Genomic DNA, 8,647 nt, shown 5'->3' on the forward strand with positions numbered 1-8,647 from the left:
ACCGAGGACACAGAGCGGCCTGCGGCCTACACAGAGAAAAGATAAAAGCTTTTTTAGATGTGTCTCAATCCCTTCCTCGGTGCAGCGAAGCGCCCGGTGTCCTCGGTGGTTCATCGGTTTATCCCTTAATTAAAGATCAAAACATAAAAGACGGTTTACCACAGAGGGTACAGAGCGGCCTGAGGCCTGCACCGAGAAAAGAAAGCGTTTTCTTAAAAGCGCCTTAAGCACGCTCTCAGTATTTCCCTGTTATACTGACAACACTAAGAATTGTTGAGGGTAGGCTGTGCGGCTAAGTTCATTTCAAGTATCAAAAATTAAAGAATCTGTAGAGGCAGTTTTAGGCGCTGAGGCAGAGGTGATTCTTTTTGGTTCACGAGTAGATGACTCCGCAAAGGGGGGGGATATCGACCTTTTTGTTGAGACGGCGCGACAAATTGAAAATAGGGCGTCGGCCGCTGCTCGAATCGCGGCAAAAATTCAGATGGCAATCGGCGATCAAAAAATAGATGTGATTTTGGTGGATGCACTAACGCCGTATCAAACTATTCATAAGCAAGCTAAAGCGCAAGGAATAGCGCTCTAAATAAAAAATAGAGAAGGATTATTTTAATGGGTAATAATAAAGACCGTTTACGACACTTGATTAAAGTGGCAGAAAAGGAAGCAAAGCACTTGGAGTTGACGTGGAGCCGCTTAAAATCTGAAGAAGTTAATCCCCAATGGGTTGCTGGTCTTGAAGATGATCTAGATATGGCTGAGCGGGTCGATGCGTTTGTCGCAAGGTTTGGCAGGCTTCAAGATCACTTAGGTGATAAGTGTACTCCCGAGTTATTAAAACAAATGCTTGAAACGCCAAGTTCTGCAATCAATAACTTGGGACGAATGGAAAAGCTTGGATTAATTGCTTCGGTCGAACAGTGGATAGAGGCGAGAAATCTTAGAAATCGTTTGGTTCATGATTATGTTGAAGATAATGAGGAGTTCTCGTCTGCACTTAATAGGGCAATTGAATTAGTAGAAATGTTGCTTACTGTTCAAAGGTCATACGATAAGCAGGCTCAATCACTTTTAAGTCTTTAAGGTCAAAATACTAAAGACGATTCACCACAGAGAGCACAGAGCGGCCTACGGTCTACACAGAGAAAAGATAAAAAGCTTTTTAGTATTTCTTAATCACTTCCTCGGTGCAGCGAAGCGCTCGGTGTCCTCGGTGGTTCAAGTGTTTGTTCCTTAAAGATCAAAACATAAAAGATGATTTGCCACCGAGAGCACAGAGAGGCCTGCGGCCTACACAGAGAAAAGATCAAAGCTTTTTTTAGATGTGTCTCAATTCCTTCCTCTGTGCAGCGAAGCGCCCGGTGCCCTCTGTGGTTCAAATGTTTGTCCCTTAAAGATCAAAACACAAAAGCAGGTTCACCACAGAGTGCACAGAAAGGCCTGCGGCCTACACAGAGAAATAAAAATATCAAAGCCGTCATAAGCAAGATCCTATCACTCGTGTTATTCTGTCTATTATCTAGATCATAAAATGACAAAGCCACTGAAACGGTTTAAGCGATATGGAAAACTCCGAGCTGGTTTCTCTAATAAAACAACATCTACCAAGTGTTAAATTGATTTACCTCTTTGGCTCAAGAGCTACTAATGAAGCTCGACCTTCGAGTGACTGGGATATCGCAGTCATGGCAGAGAAAAAAATACCCGTATCTACCTTATGGGAGCTTAAAGAGCTCCTGGCAAATACCTGTTGTGCAGAAGTTGATTTGATTGACTTGCTTCAATCGACCACGGTTTTGAATGTGCAAATTATAGAGCGAGGTCAGTTGCTGTATGATGCTTGTGACGCTGCGATGTCTTTCGAAACGCGTGTTCTCAGCATGTATGGCCGTTTACAGGAGGGGCGTGAAGACATTATGACTGACTTTGTTGCTCAGCTTAAAGGAATGAAGCATGGATGATGTCATACTGAATAAACTCGCAACAATAAAACGGTGTTTGCAGCGAGTTCGCGAGGAATTTACTAGCGAGGCAGAATTCAAACAAAATTACACCAAACAAGATTCTGTCTTATTGAATATTCAAAGAGCGTGTGAGGCGTCAATTGATATAGCAAATTATCTAATTCGTGTGCACCGGCTGGGAATACCTCAGTCGGCACGTGATAGTTTCGATATTCTAGCAGGGGCAAAATTGATTACGGTCGACATCTCTGGCGCGATGAAGCGAATGGTTGGCTTAAGAAATATAGCAGTGCATGATTACCAAACGCTCGATTTAGATATTGTGATTTCAGTAATTGAAAAGCACTTGTCAGATTTCGAAGGTTTTAGTGCAGAAGTTATTTCGGAGTAGTGAGAAGTAGCCCTTAAAGATCAAAACGCAAAAGCAGGTTCACCACAGAGTGCACAGAGAGGCCTGCGGCCTACACAGAGAAAAGATCAAAGCTTTCATTTAGATGTGTCTCAATCTCTTCCTCTGTGCAGCGAAGCGCTCGGTGTCCTCGGTGGTTCAAGTGTTTGTTTCTTAAAGATCAAAACATAAAAGACGGTTCACCACAGAGGGCACAGAGCGGCCTACGGCCTACACAGAGAAAAGATTAAAGCTTTCATTTAGATGTGTCTCAATCCCTTCCTCTGTGCAGCGAAGCGCCCGGTGTCCTCGGTGGTTCATCGGTTTATCCCTTAAAGATTAAGACATAAAAGCTGATTCACCACCGAGAACACAGAGCGGCCTGTGGCCTGCACCGAGAAAAGATAATAGCTTTCTTTAGATGTGTCTCAATCTCTTCCTCTGTGTAGCGAAGCGCTCGGTGTCCTCGGTGGTTCAAATGTTTATTTCTTAGGGTTCCAAGGAATGACAAACATCAAATAATGTAAACAAATGTTAAAATAGACCACTCCACCAACTAGTAAGCCCCTCCTTTAAATGCTAAATTAGCGCCCATTAAGATGATCGTCATGCATGGTCATCACAGTGAAGTACTCTCTAATAATGATGGAATCAGGAATGATCGATACACTCTCTCGCCTAAGGCTCACTGGGCGTGCATTTCTTTTTGTAATAGCAGCTTTATTCTCGCTTCAATCTATTGCCCTACAGCCTACACCGGCGCAGCTCGAACAGTTTAAGGGTCTACCTGCAGCTGAGCAGGCTCGTTTAGCCAAGCAGTTTGGTGTGGATATTCCCAATGTAAATGCTGCGCAAACGCCTGTGGTTGCACAAACTAACAGCGTCATGCCAGTGGCTCAGCAGCAAGTAGCTGAGTCTGTGGGCGGAGAGATTAACACCAATACTGAAATGGAAGAAGGCAAACTGCCTGCTTTCGGCTACGACCTATTCGCCGGCCAGCCAACGACCTTTGCACCTATTACCGATATCCCTGTTTCATCTGATTATGTATTAGGCCCGGGTGATTCACTAAAAGTGAATCTCTATGGTAAAGAAAGCCAATTCTTCGAATTGGTCGTTGATCAGGAGGGGCAGGTTTATATCCCTGACTTAGGCCCAATGAGTTTAGCTGGCCTAGACTTCTCTGAAGCCAAAGAAAAAATAAAAAAGACGATTGATCAAAAGATGATTGGTGTTAAAGCCAGTGTTTCGATGGGAAGCTTGCGTTCGATTCGGGTCTTTGTATTGGGTGAAGCTCGTGTACCGGGTTCCTATGTGATTAGCTCTCTCTCGACCATGACCAATGCGCTAGTGTTGAGTGGTGGTGTTTCAGAGTTGGGTTCACTGCGTAATATTCAGTTAAAACGCAAAGGTAAGCTTGTTCAATCGCTCGACGTATATGACTTGCTGCTAAAAGGCGACACCTCGGGTGATGCACAGCTCAAATCTGGTGATGTGGTATTTATTCCAGCTGTTGGCCCTCAAGTAGCAATAAAGGGCCAAATTAAACGCCCAGCATATTATGAGCTTAAAGGTAGTGGCTCCGTTTCTGATCTTCTCTCATATTCCGGTGGTATGTTGGCTTCAGCTTACCCTCAAGGCGCGACGCTTGAACGGGTTAATGAGCAAAATGAACGTGAGTTCCTGAATTTAGACTTATCATTAAATGCTGATATAAACCGCACTTTAAAAAATGGTGACCAGATTACCTTACCTAAAATTCTGCCGAAGGTAGAAAATGTAATTAAAGTGGCTGGCCATGTAGAGCGTGCCGAAACGCGCCGTTGGACGCCCGGTTTACGAGTGAGTGATATCATTCAAAGTATTGAATACTTAAAGCCGGAGCCAGACCTAAATTATGCGTTAATCAAACGCTATTCAAAACCTGAGCGAACATTAAGTGTTCACTCTTTTAGAATCGCAGATGCATTGAAATCTCAGCAAAGCGAAGCAGATCCAGTGCTACAAGACCTAGATGAGCTAGTGTTCTTTGGCCTATATGGTGATCGCTCTGAAGAAGTTGTTAAGTTAGTGGAAGAACTGCGTCAGCAAGCAAGTATTTCTACTCCTTCAAAAGAAGTATCGGTCGGTGGCAACGTTCGTTACCCAGGTGTTTATCCCTTAGTTGAAAATATGACTGTCGAGAACTTGCTTTCTGCCGCTGGTGGCCTGACAGAAAAAGCTTACCTATCAAGCGCTGAATTGAACAGAACGACCATTAATGAGCAGCAAGATCGAGTGCAAGACAGAAGAGTTGTTCAACTTTCTAATGCGGATTCCATATCAAGCAAACTGCAGGCAAGAGACGTACTAACCGTTAAAGCAATTCCAGAATGGGCAGAGACTAAACAAATTACCTTACGCGGCGAAGTGAAGTTTCCTGGTGTTTATCCCTTCCATAAAAACGACACTTTAGCAGATGTAATTGAACGTGCTGGCGGCTTAACTGAATATGCTTATGCTCCTGGAGCAATGTTTACTAGAGAAGACTTAAAGACTCAGCAGGCGCAGCAGCTAAGAGAAATGCAAGCGCGATTAGAGGCTGATATTGCAAAGGCTGAAGTAGTTGCAGCGAATCAAACAACGCTTGATGCAAGTAAAGCTCAGGGTTTAGGAGAGGCTCAGGGTTTATTGGATAAACTCAAGACTACTCCTGCCCTAGGTCGTCTAGTTATTGATCTAGAGAAGGTTATAGCAGGGCAAGACGCTTATTCAATATCGCTTAAGGATGGAGATGAACTATTCATCCCCGAGAGAAAGAGCTCCGTGACAGTCATTGGTGAAGTCCAGCTTCCTGTATCTCAACTCTTCGAACAAGAGCTGGATTACTGGGATTATATCGAGCGTAGCGGTGGCCTAACAGATAAAGCAGATGATGAACGTATTTATATTATTAAAGCTAATGGCGGGGTTCAGATGCCTGACTCGTCTAGTTGGTTTGCAAGTAATGATTCTCAACTAGCGCCGGGCGATACTGTGGTTGTGCCGCTTGATGCGGATAAAATTGACCAAGTTGTTTTGTGGCGTGATATGAGTCAGATATTTTATCAGATTGCTTTGGGTGCTGCTGCGGTTGGGAGTTTGTAAATGGCTGATAATAATGTCGTATGGCATGGACTTTCTGTATCAAAAGATGAACGCTGTGATTTAAATAAGCAAAAGCCCTGCCTTATTTGGTTTACAGGCCTAAGTGGCTCAGGAAAATCTACTATCGCAAATGCTTTAGACCGCTGGCTATATGATAACGGGTATCACACTTATCTTTTGGACGGAGATAATGTTCGTCATGGTTTGAATAAGGACCTAGGTTTTTCCGATGAAGATCGCGTGGAAAATATTCGACGTGTAGGTGAGGTGTCTAAACTATTTGTTGATGCGGGTGTTATTACGCTAAGTGCCTTTATTTCGCCATTTAAGAGTGAAAGGAAAATAGTGAAAGATATGTTTGATGACTCAGAGTATTTAGAGGTGTTTATTAATACACCATTAAGTGTCTGTGAAGAGCGAGACCCGAAAGGCTTGTATGCAAAGGCGCGGAAAGGGGAAATTAAACAATTCACTGGTATTGACTCTGAGTATGAGTCTCCTGATAGTCCTGATATTGCCATTGATACCTCTATCGACTCAGTTGGTGATGCAGTTTCATCAATTGTTCAACTCTTAAAGGCTCGTAAAATTCTTAAATCTGTATTATGAAAACTTTCAATTGAAAGAAAGGTAAATAGGGCGTTGACCTTTTCTTGTTTCAACAATTGAATTGTAATAACTTTTATTAATGAGACTTCTTTTGTCTATGAATGTATCAGGTGCACAGGCTAACACTCCGAATAGAGACTTAAATGAACAAGAGGATATCGACCTCCGAGAGGTCTTTGGAGCGATTTGGAAAGGTAAAGTCTTTATTGTATTGCTTTCCTCTTTCTTTGTAGTAAGTTCTGTTTTTTATGCTTTGTCTCTTGCTGATGAGTACAAGTCAACCGTATTACTTGCTCCTGCTTCGTCGTCATCGGGGGGGGGGCTTTCTAGTCGTTTGGTAGGGCAATATAGCGGATTAGCATCTTTAGCGGGCATTAACCTTGGAGGGGGTGCTGAGAACAAGTCTGTGATAGCTATTGAACTGCTGAAGACGTGGGGGTTTCTTGAGCGTTTTATTGAGGATAATAAACTTCAGGTTCCAATTTTCGCCGCTAAAGGTTGGGATAAGGTTAATAATCGTTTATTGATAGACCCTGATGTGTTTGATGAAAGTTCTGACAAGTGGGTTCGAGAGGTAGACAGTGGGCAATCAAGTGCGCCAACTAGTTGGGAGTTATTTAAGCGGTTTAAAGAGCGTATAAGTATAAGGAAAGATGACTCCACTGGTTTAATCCAGTTATCAATTGAGTTTTATTCTCCTTACTTGGCTAAGGAGTGGGTGGGCTTGTTGGTTGAGGCTATCAATAAACATATCAAGCAGCAAGATAGGCTTGAGGCATTACGCAGTATCGAGTACCTCACTAGAAAGGTTAGCGAGACAGCTGTTTCTGATATGCAGTCGGTGTTTTATCAGTTAATTGAAGAGCAGACTAAGACTTTAATGCTTGCCGAAGTTAGTGAAGAATATGTCCTCAAAACAGTTAGCGAAGCAAAGGTTGCTGAAGAAAAGTCTAAACCCAAGCGAGCCTTAATAGTTATTTTGAGTGCAATGTTAGGGGGAATGTTTGCGACGGCGATTGTTCTTTTGCGTTTCGTTAAAAACCGTCGAAGTATAAATGGAGTTTAGGCTAGGGCTTGGATAGGCGATTTATGCTTATTATGCTTATTATGCTTATAGCCGTTTTTAGTTATGGTAGCACAAATATTTAGGCGGATATGTAGTTTGTTTCCCTTGCTATCTGTAAGGGCTCTTTCAGTATTCTTGCTATTTCTTTCTCAGATGATGTTGGCAAGGATATGTACTGCTCCCAGTGAATTTGGGACGTATGCTCTTTGGTTAACTTGCTTGAATATATTGGTTATATTTATAAAATTTGGCACAGACACTGGAGCGATACGTTTCTTAGCTGATTATAAAGGTAACTCTAAGAATCACTTGATTGGTCAATATAGATTATTTTCTTTAAATAGAATATTGCTTATTTCATTTCTGTTCTCAGTGTTTGTCGTATTTCATCATATCATAGGGAACCCTATAGAATTTCCTTTTGAAGAATCGATTCTATTTTACTTGGTCTTAGCGGGTTTTTTGTTGGCCCACTCTCAGTATCGAAGAGGCGAACTGCTTGGGGTTGGGCGGCCAATAATTTCGGAACTTAGTGAATCTATATTGAAGCCAGTATTATTGTTAGGCTGGGCACTATTGATAGACCTAAATAGTGCTTATATGGAATCTGAAGATTTGATTCGGGTGCATATTGTTGTCTTGGTCGTTACATCCATGGTTAGTCTCTTAATTAGCTCTCGGATAATACACAATTACCCGAAGCTGCTCAAAAAAGAGCTTAGTGCAGTAAAGCAAGATTGGGTTGTATCCACAAAAGGAATGGCTACTAACGTATTGATTAGGCAGTTAATAAAGTCTGCTGACATATTATTGTGTGCTGCTTTATTGGATACTACTCAGGTTGCCTTTTACGTTGTTGCTACGAGGTTAGCTGATTTGGTTGTGTTTGCACTGACTTCAGCAAATTTAATTTTTGCGCCCAAAATATCTCTCTTGTTTTCTAGAGGAAATAAGGCTGAGTTAAATACCCTGCTGAAGGAAGCATCTCAAACGGCATTTGTAATTGGGGGTTTATTGTTTCTTCTTTTAGTCTTTGCAGGGCAATATCTCTTGTCTTTGTACGGTACTGAATATGTAGAAGGGTATAGTGCATTAATTATTCTGTCGGTAGGGCAGTTGATTAACTCATACTTTGGTCCCTCAGGGTATCTTGCTTCAATGACGGGTAATCAAGACCAGTTGACAAAAGCTCTTTTGGCTTCTGGTGCTATAGCTATTGTGTCATATATTATTTTTATACCATTATTAGGCATAGAAGGTGCGGCACTATCCTCTATGCTAGGCACTATTAGTTGGAATATCTTAATTTATTTAAAAATGAGTCGATTGGAAGGGCTCAGATCAAAGGCGTTTTGAAATGACTGAATTGATACTTGTAGGCGGACAAAATTCTGAGAACCTTAAAAAAGGTGAAGCTTGGGGGGCCTATAAAGCAGGGATTATTGTTAGATTAAATATAGATAGTGGTGCTACTGAGGTTTTGGTCGAGGACTC

General features: G+C 42.1%; 9 protein-coding genes. All 9 read left to right on the forward strand.

What is annotated here, in order from left to right:
- Positions 1–227: hypothetical protein (locus A3766_RS32000; RefSeq protein WP_231882893.1), on the forward strand; the 227-nt coding region annotated here is incomplete at its 5' end.
- 59 nt (positions 228–286) lie between these two features.
- On the forward strand, positions 287–586 hold the full coding sequence (locus A3766_RS11400) for a nucleotidyltransferase domain-containing protein (protein ID WP_068553729.1): 300 nt from the start codon (positions 287–289) through the stop codon (positions 584–586).
- Between the two features lie 26 nt (positions 587–612).
- Positions 613–1,083, forward strand: coding sequence for a hypothetical protein (locus A3766_RS11405; RefSeq protein ID WP_197470137.1), 471 nt, complete (start codon positions 613–615; stop codon positions 1,081–1,083).
- Between the two features lie 479 nt (positions 1,084–1,562).
- Positions 1,563–1,961 (forward strand): nucleotidyltransferase domain-containing protein, encoded by a 399-nt coding sequence (locus A3766_RS11410; RefSeq protein WP_068634330.1) that lies wholly within the window; start codon positions 1,563–1,565, stop codon positions 1,959–1,961.
- Positions 1,954–2,355, forward strand: a complete 402-nt coding sequence (locus A3766_RS11415; protein ID WP_068553603.1) for a DUF86 domain-containing protein — start codon at positions 1,954–1,956, stop codon at positions 2,353–2,355. The genes A3766_RS11410 and A3766_RS11415 overlap by 8 nt, the downstream gene beginning before the upstream one ends.
- Positions 2,356–3,009: 654 nt before the next feature.
- Positions 3,010–5,478, forward strand: a complete 2,469-nt coding sequence (locus A3766_RS11420) for an SLBB domain-containing protein (protein WP_068642231.1) — start codon at positions 3,010–3,012, stop codon at positions 5,476–5,478.
- Positions 5,479–6,087, forward strand: a complete 609-nt coding sequence (cysC, locus tag A3766_RS11425) for an adenylyl-sulfate kinase (protein WP_068642233.1) — start codon at positions 5,479–5,481, stop codon at positions 6,085–6,087. It abuts the gene before it with no gap.
- Between the two features lie 97 nt (positions 6,088–6,184).
- Positions 6,185–7,153 carry a Wzz/FepE/Etk N-terminal domain-containing protein gene (locus A3766_RS11430; RefSeq protein WP_068642235.1) on the forward strand — a complete coding sequence of 323 codons (969 nt, stop codon included), beginning with the start codon at positions 6,185–6,187 and terminating at the stop codon, positions 7,151–7,153.
- 219 nt (positions 7,154–7,372) lie between these two features.
- Positions 7,373–8,509, forward strand: coding sequence for a lipopolysaccharide biosynthesis protein (locus A3766_RS11435; protein WP_197479549.1), 1,137 nt, complete (start codon positions 7,373–7,375; stop codon positions 8,507–8,509).
- Positions 8,510–8,647: the final 138 nt, after the last annotated feature.

This window comes from Oleiphilus sp. HI0132, from assembly GCF_001635845.1.